The sequence below is a fragment of the Burkholderia sp. HI2714 genome (assembly GCF_002223085.1).
Lineage (GTDB): Bacteria > Pseudomonadota > Gammaproteobacteria > Burkholderiales > Burkholderiaceae > Burkholderia > Burkholderia lata_D.
This window is the reverse complement of the sequence record NZ_NKFM01000058.1, coordinates 25,996-44,278: the sequence shown is the minus strand read 5'-3', so window position 1 is coordinate 44,278 and position 18,283 is coordinate 25,996. Positions and strand designations below refer to the sequence as shown.

The following is an 18,283-nucleotide window of genomic DNA, read 5'->3' as shown; positions in this document are numbered from 1 at the left end:
CGCTTGGATTGCGTCGATGCGGATGGTGGATCGGGCGGCGACAGGGTCGCGCGTGCCGCAATTCTAGCGGAAGCGGGCGACCGGCCGGGCGGTTTCGCCCGCTACCCGCCAAGAAAAACGGCCGCCCCGGAGGGCGGCCGTGTCGTGCGGCGCGAGGGTGTCGCGCGGCGCTCGGCGCGTTACAGCGCCATGTCGGTCGCCGCCTTCGCCGGGCGGGCCGGCGCGGTGCCGGTGGCCTGCGACGGCGTGCCGACGTCGATCTTCGGCGGCGGCGACAGCTGCAGCACGTCGCTGGTGTACGTCCATTCCTCGACGACCTTCGCCGGGCTGTCATTCAGCTTCGTGCCGTAGCTCGGCACGATCTGGCGGATCTTCTGCTGCCACTCGGGCGTCGCGACCTTGTCCTTGAACACCTTCTTCATCAGGTTCAGCATGATCGGCGCGGCCGTCGAAGCGCCCGGCGATGCGCCGAGCAGGCCCGCGATGCTGCCGTCCTGCGAGCTGACGATCTCGGTGCCGAGCTTCAGCACACCACCCTTGACCGGGTCGCGCTTGATGATCTGCACGCGCTGGCCGGCTTGCCACAGGCGCCAGTCTTCCTTCTTCGCGTTCGGGAAGTATTCCTTCAGCGCGTTGAAGCGGTCGTCGTCGGACAGCATCAGCTGGCCGGCGAGGTACTGCACCAGCGGGAATTCGTCCACACCCACGCGCATCATCGGTGCGACGTTGTGCGTGTTGGTGCTCTTGAGCAGGTCGAAGTACGAACCGTTCTTCAGGAACTTGGTCGAGAACGTCGCGAACGGCCCGAACAGGATGATCTTCTTGCCGTCGATGATGCGCGTGTCGAGGTGCGGCACCGACATCGGCGGCGAGCCGACCGACGCCTTGCCGTAGGCCTTCGCCAGATGCTGCTTCACGACTTCGGGATTGTCCGTCACGAGGAACGAGCCGCCGACCGGGAACGCGCCGTAGTCCTTCGCCTCGGGGATGCCCGATGCCTGCAGCAGGTGCAGCGCACCGCCGCCCGCGCCGATGAACACGAACTTCGCGTCGACCGACTGCGCCGGCTCATCCGAGTGCAGCTTGACCCACGTGACGTGCCACGTGCCGTCGGCGTTGCGCGAGATCTCGCGCACTTCGCTCGACAGCGACAGCGTGAAGTTCGGCTGCGTCTTCAGGTAGCCGACGAACTGGCGCGTGATCTCGCCGAAGTTCACGTCGGTGCCGATCGGCGTCCACGTTGCCGCGACCTTCTGGTTGCGGTCGCGGCCTTCCATCATCAGCGGCACCCACTGCTTGATCTCGTCGTAGTCTTCCGAATACTGCATGCCGCGGAACAGCGGGCTCGCCTGCAGCGCTTCGTAGCGCTTCTTCAGGAAGCGGACGTTGTCGTCGCCCCACACGAAGCTCATGTGCGGCGTCGAGTTGATGAACGAGTGCGGGTTCTTCAGCACGCCCTGCTTGACCTGCCACGCCCAGAACTGGCGCGAGATCTGGAACGACTCGTTGATCTCGATCGCCTTCGAGATGTCGATCTTGCCGTCCGCCTTCTCCGGCGTGTAGTTCAGTTCGGCGAGCGCCGAGTGGCCGGTGCCGGCGTTGTTCCAACCGTTCGAGCTTTCCAGCGCGACGCCGTCGAGGCGCTCGACCATGGTCATCGACCAGTCAGGTTGAAGCTCGTGCAGCCAGACGCCCAGCGTCGAGCTCATAATGCCGCCGCCCACCAGCAGGACGTCGACCTTCTTCGTATCGGCGGCATGCGCGGACGACGCGGCGACGCACAGCGCGAGCGCCGACAGTATTACCCGTAACGTTTTGATCACAGCAGATCCCTTTCTCAACTTGAATGCATCGGTTTGCCAAGCCGCCCGGCGCGTGTGTCGATCGCGGTGAAACACGGGTCCGGAGATCCGGACGCGCGAATCCGGAATTCCGGATCGACGCCGCGCGCCGTTGCATTTGCGCACGCGAACCCGTCGGGAAGAACACCTTCGGATCGGCTGCCTGCGGGCAGGCAAGTGCCTGCGTCACAGTGGCGCACAACGCGCCCGGGCCCTTGCGGCAAGCCTGAGCGGAAGACGCTTCAGGCTGCGTGGAAAGAGGCCGCGCGCGACGCGTTTTGCGGGGGCGGGGTGGCAAGGGGCGCGTAATGTAACCGAACTCGTTTGCTGTGTCACAAACGAAAAAACCCGTTGTTTTTGTGGGGTTTTTTGTGTGTCCGGGTTTCCGGAATGACGGTCGCTGGAACCGGGAAAGCTGGGGATAACTGCGCGGGATCGGGAGGGGATGTCGAGGGGCGCTGCCTCGTGTCGCGGCCGTGCGCCGCGACACGATCGCGTGACGTCACGTCACTTTACTTCGCGGTGCCGTTCCGGCAGAACTGGTCGTACCCTTGCGCCGAATTCGCGAAGCCCTTCTGTTTCGCGAGTTCCCACGGGCGTTCGCATTGTTGCGTTGCTTCGCACCACGAATAGCCGGCCGAGGGGATGCAGCCGTGCGAATCGCGATCGCTGCCGGGCATCGGCGGCGGGGGCGGCGCGGCAGCTTCGGCCGGCGCTGACGCGGCGGCCGGCACGGTGGATTGCGCCGCACAGGCGCTCAACGCGAGCGCGCAGGCAATGGCGGCGGCCAGCGAAGCAGACGGAAGAAGACGTTTCATCAGGTAGCGCTCCATGGGATGACGATCGACAACGGATGCCCGGGCCCGGGCGCGGAACAGCATGAACGGTCAGTCGCCTGGCACCGGCACCCGCGACGAGAACTTCACTTCGCGCAACGCGAGGCTCGACTGGATCGACGACACCCCGGCCTGCTTGCGCAGCACGCGCTCGACGAATTCCGCGTACGCATCGAGATCGGCCGCGACGACCTGCAGGATGTAGTCGGCCGCGCCGGTGATCTTGTGGCAGGACGTCACTTCATCGTGACGCCGCATCACGTCCTCGAAGTGATCCGAATCCTGGCCGGAATGCATGTTGAACGTCACCTGCACGAACGCGAACACGTTCATGCCGAGCGCGCGCCGGTCGAGATTCGCCTGGTAGCCGGTGATCACGCCTTCGTCCTCGAGCCGCTTGCGGCGCCGCCAGCAGGGCGTGACGCTCAGCGACAGCTTCTCGCCGAGTGTCGCGTTCGACAACGCGCCGTCGTCCTGCAGCAGGCGCAGCATGGCGCGGTCGACGCCATCCAGTTCGGCTGAAGCGCGATTTTTGCTCATTTCCGGAAATCCGTAGGCGGTTTTCTCAAAATTGTACGAAAGGCGCGCGTCGAAAGCAAAGCTATTGCCGGTTGCCGTCAATAAACTGTTGCCACCCTCACTGCAACGGTCAACCATGCTCACGGTCTACAGCAGCGATCACCAACTGCATCGCGGCGTCGAACTGAAGGACGGCGCGATCACCGATTCGTTCGAAAACCCCCTTCGCGCCGAAACGGTGCTCGCGCAGGTGCGTGCCGCCGGCCTCGGCGACGTGATCGCGCCGAAGCCGTTCGACCGCGCCCACTACGCGGCCGCGCACAGTGCCCGCTACGTCGATTTCCTCGCCGGCGCGTGGGACGAGTGGACCGCGACGGGCCGCACCTGCCAGGCGCTGCCGCTCGTGTGGCCGGTGCGCGCGATGCCGGCTGCCGCGACGCCGCCCGCGTTCATCGACGGCAAGCTCGGCTTCTACGCGATGGACGCGGGCGCGCCGATCAATGCCGGCACGTGGGACGCCGTGAGCGCGAGCGCGAACTCGGCGCTCACCGGCGCCGACCTGCTGTCGAGCGGCGCGGCGCGCGCGGCGTTCGCACTGTGCCGCCCGCCTGGGCATCATGCGGGCCGCGAGTACATGGGCGGCTACTGCTACCTGAACAACGCGGCGATCGCCGCGCAGCACTGTGTCGCGCAGGGCGCCGCGCGCGTCGCGGTGCTCGACGTCGATTTCCATCACGGCAACGGCACGCAGGACATCTTCTACGACCGCGCGGACGTGCTGTTCGCGTCGATCCACGGCGAGCCGCCGGTGTCGTATCCGTACTTCTCCGGCTATGCGGACGAGCGCGGCATCGGCGCGGGCGAAGGGTTCAACCTGAACCTGCCGCTGCCGAAGGGCACGCTGTGGGACACCTACTCGGCGGCGCTCGATCAGGCGGCTACCGCGATCGCCGCGCATGCGCCCGACGCGCTCGTCGTGTCGCTCGGCGTCGATACGTTCGAGCACGACCCGATCAGCCATTTCCGGCTGCGCTCGCCCGACTACCTGCGCATCGGCGCGGCGCTCGCGCGCCTGAACGTGCCGACGCTGTTCGTGATGGAAGGCGGCTACATGGTCGACGAGATCGGCATCAACGCGGTCAACGTGCTGCTGGGATTCGAAGGGCGCGCGTAACGCGCGGCGCCGCAGCCGTGCAGCCGACGGGGATGTGGCCCGCCGTGCAGGAAGCGCTGCATCACTGACCGCAACCGATTCGTCATCCGAACCACAACACGTCCCGCATCGAACGGGGCCCCACAAGACTGACCAGGAGACAGACATGCTTCGACATTCCATGACGGCATTCGCGGCAGCGGCGGCGCTTACGTGCGCGCTGTCCGCACATGCGGACGAGATCGTGCGCATCGGCCACGTCGCGCCGCTGACCGGCGCGATCGCGCACCTCGGCAAGGACAGCGAGAACGGCGCGCGCCTCGCGGTCGAGGAAATCAATGCGAAGGGCCTGACGATCGGCGGCAGGAAGGTCACGCTGCAACTCGACGCGCAGGACGACGCGGGCGATCCGCGCACAGCGACGCAGGTCGCGCAGCGGCTCGTCGACGACAAGGTCATCGGCGTCGTCGGCCATCACAACTCGGGCACGTCGATTCCGGCGTCGCGCGTCTATCGCGACGGCGGTGTCGTGCAGATCTCGCAGGCCGCGACCAACCCGACCTACACGCAGCAGGGTTTCAAGACGACCTATCGCGTGGTGGCGACCGACGCGCAGCAGGGGCCGGCGCTCGCGATGTACGCGGCGAAGAACATGGGCATCAAGACGGTGGCCGTGGTCGACGATTCGACCGCGTACGGCCAGGGCCTCGCGACCGAGTTCGAGAAAGCGGCGAAGGCCGCCGGGATGAAGGTCGTGTCGCGCGATGCGACCAACGACAAGGCGATCGACTTCCGCGCGATCCTCACGAAGATCAAGGGCGCGAATCCGGACGCGATCATGTACGGCGGCATGGATGCGACGGGCGGGCCGCTCGCGAAGCAGGCGCGCCAGCTCGGCATGCGCGCGAAGATCCTCGCCGGCGACGGCGTGTGCTCGACCGACCTGCCGAAGCTCGCGGGCCCGGCGTCCGACAACGTCGTGTGCTCCGAGGCCGGCATCGCGCTCGAGAAGATGCCGGGCGGCGCGGCGTTCGCGAAGCGCTACGAGGCGCGCTATCACCAGCCGATGCAGGTGTATGCGCCGTTCTCGTACGACGCCGTCTACATCATCGTCGACGCAATGAAGCGCGCGAACTCGACCGACCCGGCGAAGGTGCTGGCGGCGATGCCCGCGACCGACTACAAGGGCGTGATCGGCGAGACGAGCTTCACGCCGCAGGGCGACCTGAAGCACGGCGCGATCTCGGTGTTCACGTACAAGAGCGGCAAGAAGGCGCTGCTCGATATCGTGAAGATGTGATGTGGCGGTGACGTTGCGGTGACGTTGCGTTGACGTCGCCGGGGCCGCGAAGCAGGATGCGCTTCGCGGCCTTCGCCGTTTACAGCGCGTGCGTTTGCGCGCGGTCGGCGCGACGCTCCGCGTCATGCACGATGTGCAGCTCGCGCGTGCGGATCGGCAGCGCGCAGTTCGCGTCGGCGAGCGTCTTGCGCACCTGGCGCGCGAGGCGCCAGCGCATCGCCCAGAACTTGTCGGTGTGCGTCCATACGCGCATGTTCGCGACGACCGTGCTGTCGTCGAAGCGCATCACCATCACGTCCGGCGCGGGGTCCTGCAGCACGTCGGGATCGGCCGCGGCCAGCGCCCGCAGCGCGTCGAGCGCGCGATCGATATCGTCATGCACCGACACTTCCACTTCGAGATCGAGGCGGCGCGTTGGGTTGCGCGTGTAGTTGCGGATCGAGCTGCCCCACAGCGCGCTGTTCGGCACGTATTCGCAGATGCCGTCCGGCTTCGTCAGCCGCGTCATGAAGAGCCCGACCTCGTCGACGGTTCCCGCGACGCCCGTGCCGCCGTCGATATAGTCGCCGACCTTGAACGGCCGCAGCAGCAGAAGCATGATGCCGGCCGCGATGTTCTGCATCGTGCCCTGCAGCGCGAGCCCGATCGCGAGGCCGGCCGCGCCGAGCACCGCGACGATGCTCGCGGTTTCGATGCCGAGCTGCGACAGCGCGCCGACGATCGCGACGATGCGGATGCCCCACACGGCGACGTCGCAGAGGATCGGCCGCAGCGTGTCGTCGACGCGCTCCTTGCTCGAGAGCAGACGGTTCAGCCAGTTGCCGATGCGTTTCGACAGCCACCAGCCGGCGACGAGCAGCGCTAGGCCGGCGCAGAGCTTGAGGGAGAGGGTGGACAGCGCGTTCCACAGGAACGTCCAGCGTTCCGGATGTAGTTGATCGAGAAACATTGACGGGATTCCGGGTTGAAGAAACGATGCGTGACGCGGCCGTGGTCGAGCAGGCTTGCGCTCACGCGCCGGCAGCGTTCGACTGTATGCGGCACACATTGGTTCGCGCCAGCGGGTGGGGCCGAATGCCGCGTACCCGTGCCGCCGGGCCGCGAAATCGAGGTTTCGGTTTTGTACTAAGCGACTTTACGATTAAATGAGACTAGTCTTATTCAGCCGCGTCGATCGCGCCGCTACACTCGTTTTCACGTTGCCGGGTCGCGACGATCATTCCTCCGCGATACCCGGTTCTTTCCCGATTTTTCACTGACAGACAGCGAGTGACGACGTCATGCGGTTAGACCTGCGTTTCCGTCTCGCACGCGAACAAGGTCAACCCGCACAGCGCGGCGTTCACGGTTTCCCGGTGCGCCGCGCGCTGCTGCGCGGTGTCATCGCGGCGGCCTGTGTGGCCGGTGCACCGGGTGCGGTGGCACATGCGTCGCACGACGCCGCGCCGTTTTCGCCCGTGATGGCCGACCTTGTCGACGTGCCCTTTTTCAATGCCGCGCGCACGACGTGGGGCGGCTTGCACGCGTCGACGGCCGCGCCGCTCGACGTTGCCTACACGTCGCATGCGTTGGCCGTGCCGACGGCCGGCGAACGCGACGACCCCGTGGCGCGCTTCGGTGCCTGCGTGCCTTACCGCGTGTTGTGCGATGCGGCGCGCGGGGCGGTCGAGCGCGCGTACGCATCGAGGTTCGATTACGGTCTTGCGTCGGCGTTGCCCGTCGCGGGCGAGCAGGCTGCGTTCGAACGGCGTCCCGTCGATCTTGCCGCCGCCGAGCCGTTCGTGTTCGCGCAAGCCGAGCGCGGCGCGCGTGGCGGCGCGATCGTCGGCAGCCTGCAGGCGTCGCTGGCGCGTGCCGATTTGCCGGCGGGCGTTGCCGCGCAGATCACCCGCATGCTCGCCGGTCGCATCGACCTGAAACAGCGCGGTGCACTCGGCGACACGTTCCGCGTCGCCTACGAACCCGACGGCAACGCAAAGCTGCCGGGCGGCGTGCGCGTGACGGCGCTCGAGCTTCGCTTGCGCGGCGAGCACGTCGCGGCCGTGTGGTTTGCGCCCGATGCCGGCTCGCCGGGCGCCTATTACGACCTCGACGGCGTGCCGCTCGCCGGCGCGCGGTTTGCGATGCCGGTCAGCGCAAAGCGGATCAGCTCGCATTTCGGTACGCGCGTGCATCCGGTCACCGGCGCGCGCCATGTGCATTCCGGCGTCGATCTCGCGGCGCCGGCCGGGCGTGCGGTTCATGCGTCGGAGCGCGGCGTCGTCACGTTCATCGGCACCGAGCCGCGCGGCTACGGCAAGTACGTGGTGATTCGTCATGACGGCGGCTATGCGTCGTACTACGCGCACCTGTCGGCATTCGAGCCGACGCTGCGAACCGGCATGCGGGTTGCGCGCGGCCAGCGTGTCGGCGCGGTCGGCAGCACGGGTACGGCCACCGGGCCGCATCTGCACTTCGAGGTCCGGCGGCATGCCCGTCCCGTCGACCCGGTCGCGCTGGTACAGGCGGGCAAGGCAGCGAAGCTGAGAGGCGAACAGCGCGTCGCGTTCAATCGCGTGGTGCTCGATGCACGCACGCGCCTGGCGTCGGTTGAGTGGTCGCAGCCGGTTGTGATGTCGGAGCCCGCTGGATCGCGGGCCGGGTGACGATTGGCGAGGTGCCGGCCGCGACGCGCCCCGTCGTGGCCGATCAGGGCAAACCGCTTACGCAGCAGGTTCGACCGGCAGCCATATTTCCAGCACGCCGGCGCCCGTCACCGGATCGTAGTCCGCGCTGTAGCGCTCGAACTCGGGCGCGTCGACCGCCTTGAATCCGGACGTCGGCAGCCAGCCGTTCCAGATGCTGTAGAACGTCTGGTGCAGCGTGGAGATGTGCCCACTGTGTTCGAAGACCGCATACTGCTGTGGTTCGAGTTCGACGCAACGAAAGGGCGCGGGCAACCGGTCGCGGTGGGTGACTTCCACTCCCGCGATGTATTCGAAGCTGCCATCCGCATCCGGGTTGCAGCACACGCCGTAGGTCACGTCGTCGACCTGGCCGGGAATGGTACCGATGTATGGGATGAACGCTTGCCAGAGCGCCGGAATGCCTTCGTTGGTTTCGAAGGTGTACCGGTCGCTCATGCCGGCGATCAGCCGCTTTCCGGCGGCTTCGAAGCGTGATGGTGCAACGTCGATGAGTTTCAGTTCTTTCATGCGTAGCGGCTCCACAAGAGACAATCCGTCGAGAGTGCGCCGTGCCCGCACGTCCTCGGGCGTGATGCCGAAGAGATCGCGGAAGGCGCGCGTGAACGCCTCATGCGAGCCATAGCCGGCATCGAGCGCCACCTGCAGGATGTCCGGCGCGCCTTGCGCCAACGTGTGTGCCGCACGCGTCAGCCGCCTCGACCGGACATAGCGCATCACTGGCCAGCCGGTATTCATCGAGAACAGGCGCGAGAAGCCGAAGCGCGTCATGTCGCAATTGGCGGAAATCCTGTCGAGCGTCAGTTCCCTGTCCAGTTTGGTTTCGATAAACCAGAGTGCATGTCCTACCGGGTTCATAGCGTTCCAATGAGGGTGTCGAGCGGACTATATGGTATCGGCGGAGGGGGCATTTGATCGTTCTTGCGGATCGCCGCGCGGGGCGGCGTGACGGCGGAAGGCAGGATGCCGACCTTGACTCGGTGGCCGGTTCGGGAACACGATGCCTTCGTCGCAATCGTCGTTCGAGTGGTCATTCGCGTCGACGATCGCGCGCCTCGGTGCCCACCTGTCGACCCCGAAGCGGTTCGAGAAGATCCGAACCGCAACGGGCGCAGTCCCCTGAAATGCCGGACAAGGACTTTCACTTAACGCGCAGTGCATAAGCCATGGACGTCGACGAAAATTTCCATGCTCGTGCAGACGAGCACATCGAGCTATCGAACGAGCAGCTTCAAAAAGCGCCGAGTCGCGGCAAAGTCAGTGCGTCGATGATGTATGCGACCGCACGATTCAACGCATGGCTCAGTGCATCCGGCCATGGGTCCGGTGCGGACATGGCAGCGATGCGGGAAGAAACGATCCAGTATTTCTGCGACGAATACAGGAAGGCACTGGAACTCCACCTTGACGAATACATCAACAATTTCGATCGTTACATGCGACCGAACTGAAGGTATCAGGGCTGTCGCGCGTGGCGGAAGAGACGAGCACGCGCGTTGAAATGAATCGCCACGCCGGGCGGCGTGGCGAAGGAGCAGGGTTACGCTGCTTGTTAGCCGAGCGGCCAGTTCAGGATCGCGATACCGTCGTTGTAGTCACCGTCCGTCCCGTCTTCCGACCCGACCAGACCGAAGTAGGTCTTCTTGAAGATGTCGACCTGACGCGAGCCGATCTTCGACGGCTTGCCGTTCGCCGTCACGACCACGCGCACCTTCCCCTTGCCGGAGTTCACGATCTGCGTGTTCAGGTTTGCGTCCTGCGTGCCGGCGCCCTGGAACGTCGCGGCCGGTTTCGCGTTGTCGTCGACGAACACCTCGATCGTCTGCTGTGCCGACGAATTGACCAGCGCGGTCACGCCGAACGCGATGTTCGGCGGCAGGTTGAAGACGCCGTCGCGTTCGCCGCCGCCGGTCGTCGTGGGATCCGGCTGCGTGGGTTGCGGCTGCGGCGTGGCTTTCGAGAAGTAATTGACCACCGCGCCGACGCCGAACTTCGCCGCGGCGCCGGGCAGCACGCCGGGCGCGCCGGCCCACGTCACCGTGCAGGCGACCACCTGCCCGGCCGCATCGGCCTTCACCTTGTTCTGCCAGCTGCCGACGTCGAAGCTGTACGGGATCGTCGCGATGTCGACGAACACATCGTATTGCGGCAGCTTTTCCACGAGCTGCGTGGTCATGAACTGGCGCATGCGGTCGAGCACCGCCTGGTCGCCATTCGCCTGGACGGCGGTGGCATCGTTGCCGGCGAGTTGCAGCAGGGCGTACAGATCGTCATGGGTAAACGGTTGTGACATGTCGTCCTCGTCTCGATGAAAGGTCTCGCGTTGCGCGGCCGGTGAATGGATTTCGCCGTTGTCGCGCACGGAGTACAGCAGTGGAACTACGACTGACTGCTCGAATGAATCGGTTCGCAATGTGGGGTTGGCCCCGTCGCCATTGCGGATTCGACGACGGCGCGCGCTGCCTGCCGCGCCGCGGGTCATCGTGCTTAGCCCAGCGGCCAGTTCAGGAACACGATGCCGTCGTTGTAGTCGTCGTCGGCGCCGTCTTCCGAGCCGACGATCCCGAAGTACGACTTCTTGAAGAGATCGACCTGCCGCGAGCCGAGCCGCGACGGCTTGCCGTTCGCCATCACGATCACGCGCACGCGCCCCTTGCCGGAGTCGAGCACCTTGGTGCCGAGGTTCTGGTCGTGCACGCCGGCGCCCTTGAACGTGGCGGCCGGCTTCGGGTTGTCGTCGACGTAGATGTCGATCGTCTGGTCGTTCGCCGCGTTGGTGAGCGCGGTGACACCGAACTTGATGTTCGGCGGCAGGTTGAACGTGCCGTCGCGTTCGCCGCCGCCGCCGATCGTGCCGCTACCCGTGCCGCCTGTGCCGCCCGAGTTGCCGCCCGCGCCGGTTTCGCCGCTGCCGCCGCCGGACGACGATTGCGCGGCTGTATCGCCGATCGCGGACAGGCTCGCGTACGAATCGATATGCATCGCGCTGCCGCGCACGCTTTTCCACTGGCCCTTCACGAACGTGACGCCGGTGCCGACGTCGATCGTCGCGACGAGCGTGAACGGCATGCGCCCGGTGGATTCGGGCACTTTCGACGAATAGGTGAAGCAGCCGTCCGCGACGACGCCCTTGTTGGTGGCGATCGCGAAATAGATGCCGGGGAAGTTGTTGCCGGTCGCGTACGGCGTCGGCACGTTGAGGATGACCTGCAGTTTCCCGTCTCGAATCTCTGCCTTGGCGATGTCGATGTACAGGCCCGGGATGTCGACGTAGGTTTCCGAGGTCGCCACGGGTGCGCTGACGATCGAAGCCGAAAGGAGGGGCATGGATGTCTCCGTTGGTAGGGCGGGTTTCGATGCAAAGGAGGGAGGTGCCGCTGAAGGCGGCGCGCAACCGCCGGCCGGCCCTGAGGCGGCCGGCGGGGGGAGTCGTCAGGTGCGCGTCAGGTCAGCCGATCGGCCACTGGAGCACGACGATGCCGTCGTTGTAGTCGCTGTCGTGACCGTCTTCCGACACGACGATCCCGAAATTGACCGTGTACGGCGAGCCGTCCGATTTCTTGCCGTTGATCGGTGCGAGGCGCGCGTCGGTGGCCGACGGCTTGCCGTTCACCGACACTTCGAAGCGGATCTTGCCGTTGCCGGAATTCAGCGTCGCTTCACGCGGGCCGTCGCGCGTCGTCAGCTTGTGATACGCGGCGGGTTCCTTGCTGTCGCCGATAAACAGCTTGATGTGCTGCTGCTCGGCGGCATTCGCGAAGAAAATCGCGCGGAAATCGGTATTCGGCGGAATCGAAAACTCGCCGGCGCGATTGGATGACGTTTGAGAATCGGTCATGCTTTCCTCCTGAGGAATGATGGGTAAGGCTTCGAGTTGTGTCGTGCAAACGTTTGCCGTTTGAAACGCGATGAATCGAGCATGCCGAAAAATAAATAAAAAAATATTCGATGAGGAATGGCTATTGTTCAGTAAATCGAAAATCTATGTTAATCGATTTAATGAAATGTCTTTAATGGTTGATATTTCGATATATTCGGGAAATTATATCGACGGGTGTATCGATTTTCTGAACGATGCGCGGTTGCGCTGGCGGAGCGGGCAGGGAGGCGGGGGCAATCGGGCTTCGGCGCGGACCCTCGGCGTTCGCATATGGCAGCGTTAGCGTTTCAACACCATCTTTCTCTGTCGTGGCCGCGCCCACCGGCCACCACCGAACGCCCACACCGAAACCCGATTGATTGCAACAGGAGGGGGTGCGGCAACCGGCGAAGTACGTAGACCAACTCACTCCGAACGTGAACAGGGGCCTCACCGGCGCCGCACCCATGAAGCATATCGACGGGGCGGCGCGCCGCCTATCGGACGGGACTGATTCTGAACGATCGAATTCGGCGCCATGTGCGCCCAGCCCGTTGACAACCCCCATCCCCCTGTGATTTGATTTCGGCCATGCAAGCCGCCCAGCCCCTCTTCTCGCTACGACTACTAGCCCGTTTCTCCGGGCTGGGTCTGCGGCTGCGCGCTTTCCATCTGCTTCTTTCCTGAAGCGCCAGATTTCCCCCGCATCACTGACCTGGCCCCGGTTGTCGACCGGCGCCTGAGTTCGTCTTTCTTCCGTCACCACTCCGCTCCGTCCCGGTCGCTCAACCGCCAAGGCTGTCGTTCGCCGTACCGCTTTGCCGTTGTGCCGCTTTCTTGCCGTTTTTACCGCTGTGCGTGCAGCCGGCTTCTGCCGACGATGGCTGCCGCGCCGCGCTTCACCGATAAACAGACCGAGGACCGAACATCATGATGCTGAAGAACCCCGCGACGAAGTACCGACCGTTCACGCCTGTCAACCTGCCCGACCGCACGTGGCCGTCGCGCACGATCACGAAGGCGCCGATCTGGATGAGCACCGACCTCCGCGACGGCAACCAGGCGCTGTTCGAGCCGATGGACGCCGCGCGCAAGATGCGGATGTTCAAGACGCTGGTCGCGATCGGTTTCAAGGAGATCGAGGTTGCGTTCCCGTCGGCGTCCGAGACCGACTTCAACTTCGTGCGCGAGCTGATCGAAGGCGGCCACATTCCCGACGACGTGACGATCGAAGTGCTCACGCAGGCGCGCGACGACCTGATCGAGCGCACGTTCGACTCGCTGCGCGGCGCGAAGCGCGCGATCGTGCACCTGTACAACGCGACCGCGCCGGAATTCCGCAAGATCGTGTTCGGCCTCGACCGCGACGGCGTGAAGACGCTCGCGGTGAACGCCGCGCGCACGATCAAGCGCTTCGCCGACACCGCGACCGACACGCATTTCACGCTGCAATACAGCCCGGAAACCTTCACGGCGACCGAACTCGATTTCGCGAAGGAAGTCTGCGACGCCGTGTTCGACGTGTGGCAGCCGACGCCCGAGCGCAAGTCGATCGTGAACCTGCCGGCCACCGTCGAAGTCGGCACGCCGAACTGCTACGCGGACCAGATCGAATGGATGCACCGCAACCTCGCGCGCCGCGACGCGCTGATCGTGTCCGTGCATCCGCACAACGACCGCGGCACCGCGGTCGCGGCGGCCGAACTCGCGGTGATGGCCGGCGCGGACCGGATCGAGGGCTGCCTGTTCGGCAACGGCGAGCGCACCGGTAACGTCGATCTCGTCACGCTCGCGCTGAACCTGTACTCGCAGGGCGTCGATCCGGGTCTCGATTTCTCGCAGATCAACGAAGTCGCGCGCACGGCCGAGGAATGCACGCAGTTGCCGATCCACCCGCGCCATCCGTATGTCGGCGACCTGGTGTTCACCGCGTTCTCCGGCTCGCACCAGGACGCGATCAAGAAGGGCTTCGCGGTGCAGCGCCCCGATGCCCTGTGGGAAATGCCGTACCTGCCGATCGATCCGAGCGATGTCGGCCGCACGTACGACTCGATCATTCGCGTGAACAGCCAGTCGGGCAAGGGCGGTATCGCTTACCTGCTCGAGCAGAGCTATGGCGTCGCGCTGCCGCGCCGCCTGCAGGTCGATTTCAGCGCGGCCGTGCAGCGCCTGACCGACGACAGTGGGCTCGAAGTGACGAGCGCGCAGATCTGGTCGCTGTTCCAGCAGGAATACGTCGAAGGCGATGCGCCGCTGCGTTATGTCGGCCATGAACTGACCGAGCGCGACGGCCGCGAGACGATCGTGCTGACCGCCGACGTGCACGGCGAGCGCCGCGTGCTGCGCGGTGAAGGCAATGGCCCGCTCGATGCGCTGATGCATGCGTTGCGTACGCCGCTGCGGATCCAGCACTACGAGGAGCGCGCGTTGTCGCAGGGTGCCGATGCGAAGGCGATTGCGATCGCCGAGCTGGCCGGCACGGGCGTGCGCGGCAGCGCGTTCGGCGTCGGCATCGATGCGAACCTGACGACCGCGTCGATCCGTGCGGTGATCAGCGGTATCAACCGTGCGTATGCGCGCGCGGACGAGGCGGCGCAGGCGACGTTTTTTGGGGTACAGCCGGCGGTGAAGGCTGTCGCGTAAGCGGGGGCCTGGCGGCCGCGCCGGGGGTGTCCGGCGCGGCTGCGTCGTCGTCCGTGCGGTTGCCGCCGCACGGTCCGGCGAGCGCGGCACGCAGTTCCGCCTTCATGAAATCCACCCACGCGCGCGTCTTCGCGTCGAGATGCTTGCGCGACGGATACACCAGAAACACGCCCACGTCTTCAGCCCGATAGTCGGGCAGCACGTGCACCAGCGCGCCTGAACGCAGCCCGTCGTCCGCGACGAACGCCGGCAGCAGGCCGATTCCCGCCCCTTCCCGTACCGCGATCTCGAGCGATGCCGCGACGTCGGCCGTCATCGTCGGCTCGAACGCGACCGTTTCCGAATCCGCACCGCACGTCAGCGTCCATTCGCGCGCCGGGTAGGCGGGTGCGACCAGTTGCAGGCAGCGATGCCGCGCAAGCGCGCGCGGCGTGTCCGGCATTCCGTGCCGCGCGATATACGCGGGCGCAGCGCACAGCACGCTGCCGATCCGCCCGACGTCGATCGCGACCTGATCGGAACTCGGCAGGCTCGGCATCGCGATCACCGCGACGTCGTAGCTGTCGCGGATCAGGTCCGGCACCTGCGGCGCGAGCGTCAGGTCGACGCTGACGTCCGGATAGCGGGCCTGGAAGCGCGCGACGAGCGGAATCACGAAACGGTTCGCGATGCTGGCGCTGCAGTGCGCGCGCAGCCGGCCGTGCGGATGCAGCTGTGCGCCGCGCGCTTCGCGTTCGCTCGCATCGACGGCAAGCGTGATGTCGCGTGCCCGCGCGAGATAGCGTTCGCCGGCTTCGGTCAGGCACATCGAGCGCGTCGTGCGGTTCAGCAGCCGGATGCCGAGATGCGCTTCGAGCGACGCGATCGTGCGGCTGACCTGCGCGGTCGTAAGGTTGAGCCGCTTGCCGGTCTCGGTGAAAGTCCCCGCGTCGGCGAGCGTGACAAAAACCTGCATGCTTTGAATCAGATCCATCGGCGGGCGGGCGCGTGACGCCAGTGTCGTGCGATGCCGCTACTGTAGCGAGCGGGCAGTCGCGCCGCGCGCGCACGGCAGCGCTCGATCGTCGCGAAACGGACAGACCGGTTCAGCGTCGCGAGAAGTATTCGCTCGGCGGCACGCCGAGTGCCTTGCGGAACATCGCCGCGAACGCGCTGGGGCTGTCGTAGCCGTGTTCGAGCGCGAGTTCGAGGATCGGCGTGCCGGCGGCCAGGCGCGGCAGGCTCAGCAGCAGGCGCGCGTGGCGGCACCACGCACCGTGCGTCATGCCCGTTTCACGCTTGAAGGTGCGCGCGAGCGTGCGCTCGTTCATGTGCGCGTCGCGCGCCCACGACTGCAGCGTGACGACTGAAGACGGTTCGTTGATGAGCCGCGTGCACAGCGCGGCGAGCGCCGGATGCCGCGGCATCGGTACATGCAGCGACAGCAGCGGCGCGATCTCGATTTCGTCGAGGATCAGCGCGAGCACGCGGCCCGCGCGATGCGCGAGGTCGTAATCGGCCGGCAGTTCGCACGCGGTCACGATCAGCTCGCGCAGCAACGTGCCGACCTCGATCACGCGGCATTCGCGCGGCAGGCTCGGCCGCACTTCGTGCGCGACGAACACCGTGCGCATCTGCACGTCGCCGGCCATCCGGATCTCGTGCCGGGTGCCGCCCGGCACCCACACCGCGCGCCCCGTCGGCACGACCCAGCTGCCGGCATCCGCATGCACGATCATCACGCCGGAAATCGCGTGAATCAACTGGCCATGTCGATGCGAATGCGGTGGATACGCGCTGCCGGCCGCCGCGTCGGACGCGACGACGGCGATCTGCTTGTGCTTGTCCTTGCGCTCGAGCGCACTGAAAAATTGATCCACGTGTCCTTTTCTCGACGACGAATGCGCTTTGCGCGCGAGATCGACCGAATGGGTCGAAATTACCATAGGCCCATCGTTTGTTCGACAGCCATTGCACGATGCGCGCCTCGTCATTTCCTCCGGTTTCGTTCCGTTTGTCCGTTGCCATCGCGCTGCTGAGCGCCGCGACGCTTGCCGCCTGTTCGGTCGGCGATCCGTACCGTCCACCCGCGGCCGATGCGGCGCGCACGGCGCCGTTCGACGCGGCGGCCGACGCACCCGTCGCGTCCGGCGGCGCGTTGCCCGATCGCTGGTGGCAGCTGTTCGACGATCCGACGCTCGACGCACTCGTGCGCGAAGCGCTCGCGCAGAACCGCGATCTCGCGGTGGCTGCGGCACGTGTCGCGCGGGCGCGGGCCGTGCTCGACGAAGCGGGCGCCGCGCGGTTGCCCGATACGACAGCCGGCTTCGGCGTCGACTACGGCAAGCACGCGCCCGACCAGATCGTCGCGAGCGCGAAGGGCACCGATGCGCGGATGCGCTGGGGTTACTCGCCGTCGTTCGCGTTGTCGTGGGAAGTCGATCTGTGGGGGCGTGTCGGCCATCTCGTCGATGCCGCGCGTGCCGATTCGGAGGCCGTGCAGGCGGCGTCGGATGCGATGCGCGTCGCGGTGGCCGCCGAGACGACGGCCGCCTATGCGCAGGCATGCGCGTATGGCGAGCGGATCGACGTGGCCGAGCGCTCGGTCGCGATCGCCGAGCGCCTCGCCACGCTGACTGCACGGCAACGTGCGCACGGTCTCGTGTCCGATCTCGAAGTCGCGCGCTCGCGTGCATTTGCCGACGATACGCGCGCCGAACTGCCCGCGCTCGCAGGCGCACGCCGCGCCGCGTTGTATGAACTCGCCGTGCTGACCGGGCACGCACCCGGTGCGATTCCCGACGCGGCCGCGCGCTGCCACGCGACGCCGGCGCTGGCGCGACCGTTTCCGGTCGGCGACGGTGCCGCGCTGCTCCGGCGCCGGCCCGACCTGCGCGAAAGCGAGCGCCGGCTCGCCGCGTCGAACGCACGGATCGGCGTCGCGACGGCCGAGCTGTACCCGTCGATCGTGCTCGGCGGGTCGGTGAACTGGCTGTCGACGACCGGCGATCCGTCGTCGCTCGGCGACAAGTACGCGATCGCGTGGGGCGTCGGGCCGCTGATTACGTGGCGTTTTCCGAATCTCGCGGCGAGCCGCGCGCAACTCGCGCAGGCTCGCGCGGACGATACCGCCGCGCGCGCGTCGTTCGATGCGCAGGTGCTGCGCGCACTGAAGGAAACCGAGCAGGCGCTCGCCCGCTATGGCGCCGAGTGGCGTCGCAAGGCCGCACTCGACACCGCGCGCGCCGAGCACGCGCGCGCTTACCGGCTCGCCGAACTGAACTACGACGCGGGCGCGCTGGATTTTCTCGGCGTGCTCGACGCGCAGCGCAGCCTCGTCGCGGTCGATGCCGCACTGGCCGCGTCGACGCAGCAGGTCGCGCTCGATCAGGTGGCCGTCTTCAAGGCACTGGGGGGCGGCTGGCAGCCTTAGCCGGCCGTTCGTGAATCCGCACGTCCATTCGCACGC

General features: G+C 66.4%; 16 protein-coding genes. 6 read left to right on the top strand and 10 right to left on the bottom strand.

The window, feature by feature from the left end; genetic code table 11:
- Positions 1–179: 179 nt before the first annotated feature.
- The 3 genes from mqo to CFB82_RS32575 all read right to left on the bottom strand — a co-directional run bounded on the left by mqo (position 180) and on the right by CFB82_RS32575 (position 3,217).
- Positions 180–1,841, bottom strand: coding sequence for a malate dehydrogenase (quinone) (mqo, locus tag CFB82_RS32585; protein WP_179255483.1), 1,662 nt, complete (start codon positions 1,839–1,841; stop codon positions 180–182).
- Between the two features lie 512 nt (positions 1,842–2,353).
- A complete protein-coding gene (locus tag CFB82_RS32580; protein ID WP_069252822.1) occupies positions 2,354–2,659 on the bottom strand; it encodes a hypothetical protein in 306 nt (101 codons plus the stop codon).
- A 69-nt stretch (positions 2,660–2,728) separates the two neighbouring features.
- Complete coding sequence (locus tag CFB82_RS32575) at positions 2,729–3,217, bottom strand: Lrp/AsnC family transcriptional regulator (RefSeq protein WP_046548968.1); 489 nt, start codon at positions 3,215–3,217, stop codon at positions 2,729–2,731.
- Between the two features lie 115 nt (positions 3,218–3,332).
- On the opposite strand from CFB82_RS32575, the gene CFB82_RS32570 reads away from it, so the two are divergent.
- Together CFB82_RS32570 and CFB82_RS32565 are read left to right on the top strand one after the other, a co-directional pair.
- Positions 3,333–4,370 (top strand): histone deacetylase family protein, encoded by a 1,038-nt coding sequence (locus CFB82_RS32570; protein WP_069250524.1) that lies wholly within the window; start codon positions 3,333–3,335, stop codon positions 4,368–4,370.
- A gap of 145 nt (positions 4,371–4,515) precedes the next feature.
- Positions 4,516–5,649, top strand: coding sequence for a branched-chain amino acid ABC transporter substrate-binding protein (locus CFB82_RS32565; protein WP_069250525.1), 1,134 nt, complete (start codon positions 4,516–4,518; stop codon positions 5,647–5,649).
- A gap of 79 nt (positions 5,650–5,728) precedes the next feature.
- Here the strand turns inward: CFB82_RS32565 and CFB82_RS32560 are convergent, their stop codons facing one another.
- Positions 5,729–6,598, bottom strand: a complete 870-nt coding sequence (locus tag CFB82_RS32560) for a mechanosensitive ion channel family protein (RefSeq protein ID WP_069250526.1) — start codon at positions 6,596–6,598, stop codon at positions 5,729–5,731.
- Between the two features lie 331 nt (positions 6,599–6,929).
- Between CFB82_RS32560 and CFB82_RS32555 the strand changes: the two genes are divergently transcribed.
- Positions 6,930–8,294 (top strand): M23 family metallopeptidase, encoded by a 1,365-nt coding sequence (locus CFB82_RS32555; protein WP_069250527.1) that lies wholly within the window; start codon positions 6,930–6,932, stop codon positions 8,292–8,294.
- Between the two features lie 57 nt (positions 8,295–8,351).
- On the opposite strand, the gene CFB82_RS32550 is transcribed toward CFB82_RS32555, so the two are convergent.
- A complete protein-coding gene (locus CFB82_RS32550) occupies positions 8,352–9,191 on the bottom strand; it encodes an AraC family transcriptional regulator (RefSeq protein ID WP_069250528.1) in 840 nt (279 codons plus the stop codon).
- Between the two features lie 308 nt (positions 9,192–9,499).
- On the opposite strand from CFB82_RS32550, the gene CFB82_RS32545 reads away from it, so the two are divergent.
- Positions 9,500–9,784, top strand: coding sequence for a DUF3144 domain-containing protein (locus tag CFB82_RS32545; RefSeq protein ID WP_069250529.1), 285 nt, complete (start codon positions 9,500–9,502; stop codon positions 9,782–9,784).
- Positions 9,785–9,885: 101 nt separating this feature from the next.
- On the opposite strand, the gene CFB82_RS32540 is transcribed toward CFB82_RS32545, so the two are convergent.
- The 3 genes from CFB82_RS32540 to CFB82_RS32530 form a co-directional block, all read right to left on the bottom strand.
- Positions 9,886–10,626 carry a fucose-binding lectin II gene (locus CFB82_RS32540; protein ID WP_069252823.1) on the bottom strand — a complete coding sequence of 247 codons (741 nt, stop codon included), beginning with the start codon at positions 10,624–10,626 and terminating at the stop codon, positions 9,886–9,888.
- Between the two features lie 194 nt (positions 10,627–10,820).
- The gene (locus CFB82_RS32535; RefSeq protein ID WP_069250530.1) at positions 10,821–11,660 is read right to left on the bottom strand and encodes a fucose-binding lectin II; all 840 of its coding nucleotides are present in this window, start codon (positions 11,658–11,660) and stop codon (positions 10,821–10,823) included.
- Positions 11,661–11,781: 121 nt separating this feature from the next.
- Positions 11,782–12,171, bottom strand: coding sequence for a fucose-binding lectin II (locus CFB82_RS32530; protein WP_069250531.1), 390 nt, complete (start codon positions 12,169–12,171; stop codon positions 11,782–11,784).
- 954 nt (positions 12,172–13,125) lie between these two features.
- Between CFB82_RS32530 and leuA the strand changes: the two genes are divergently transcribed.
- The gene (gene leuA, locus CFB82_RS32525) at positions 13,126–14,835 is read left to right on the top strand and encodes a 2-isopropylmalate synthase (RefSeq protein WP_179254248.1); all 1,710 of its coding nucleotides are present in this window, start codon (positions 13,126–13,128) and stop codon (positions 14,833–14,835) included.
- Here leuA and CFB82_RS32520 read toward each other — a convergent pair.
- Together CFB82_RS32520 and CFB82_RS32515 are read right to left on the bottom strand one after the other, a co-directional pair.
- Entirely contained in the window at positions 14,753–15,808 is a 1,056-nt protein-coding gene (locus CFB82_RS32520; RefSeq protein WP_069250532.1) for a LysR family transcriptional regulator, read from the bottom strand. The two genes, leuA and CFB82_RS32520, sit on opposite strands and share 83 nt — an antisense overlap.
- A 112-nt stretch (positions 15,809–15,920) precedes the next feature.
- On the bottom strand, positions 15,921–16,694 hold the full coding sequence (locus CFB82_RS32515; RefSeq protein WP_083266032.1) for an AraC family transcriptional regulator: 774 nt from the start codon (positions 16,692–16,694) through the stop codon (positions 15,921–15,923).
- A 134-nt stretch (positions 16,695–16,828) separates the two neighbouring features.
- Between CFB82_RS32515 and CFB82_RS32510 the strand changes: the two genes are divergently transcribed.
- Positions 16,829–18,247, top strand: coding sequence for an efflux transporter outer membrane subunit (locus CFB82_RS32510; RefSeq protein WP_231937878.1), 1,419 nt, complete (start codon positions 16,829–16,831; stop codon positions 18,245–18,247).
- The last annotated feature ends 36 nt before the right edge of the window (positions 18,248–18,283 follow it).